Source organism: Lysinibacillus parviboronicapiens (assembly GCF_003049575.1).
GTDB classification, from domain to species: domain Bacteria; phylum Bacillota; class Bacilli; order Bacillales_A; family Planococcaceae; genus Lysinibacillus; species Lysinibacillus parviboronicapiens.
In genome coordinates, this window is the sequence record NZ_PYWI01000111.1 from 1 (window position 1) to 339 (window position 339).

4 tRNA genes are annotated in these 339 nt (G+C 55.2%); all 4 read right to left on the reverse strand.

The features are described from left to right. Positions 1-3: 3 nt before the first annotated feature. The 4 genes from C9J35_RS23330 to C9J35_RS23345 all read right to left on the reverse strand — a co-directional run bounded on the left by C9J35_RS23330 (position 4) and on the right by C9J35_RS23345 (position 339). Positions 4-75: transfer RNA gene (locus C9J35_RS23330), tRNA-Glu, on the reverse strand. A 2-nt stretch (positions 76-77) separates the two neighbouring features. Continuing rightward, a tRNA-Ser gene (locus C9J35_RS23335) sits at positions 78-168 on the reverse strand. 13 nt (positions 169-181) lie between these two features. Further along, a tRNA-Asn gene (locus C9J35_RS23340) sits at positions 182-258 on the reverse strand. A gap of 4 nt (positions 259-262) precedes the next feature. Beyond that, positions 263-339: transfer RNA gene (locus C9J35_RS23345), tRNA-Ile, on the reverse strand.

Consider the following 339-nt stretch of genomic DNA (forward strand, 5'->3'; position numbering starts at 1 on the left):
GTATGACCCCTACGGGATTCGAACCCGTGTTACCGCCGTGAAAGGGCGGTGTCTTAACCGCTTGACCAAGGGGCCAATGGCGGAGAAGGAGGGATTTGAACCCTCGCGCCGGTTACCCGACCTACACCCTTAGCAGGGGCGCCTCTTCAGCCTCTTGAGTACTTCCCCGTAAATAAAAAAATGGCTCCGAAGGCAGGACTCGAACCTGCGACAACCTGATTAACAGTCAGGTGCTACTACCAACTGAGCTACTTCGGAATAATGGTGGGCCTAAATGGACTCGAACCATCGACCTCACGCTTATCAGGCGTGCGCTCTAACCAGCTGAGCTATAGGCCC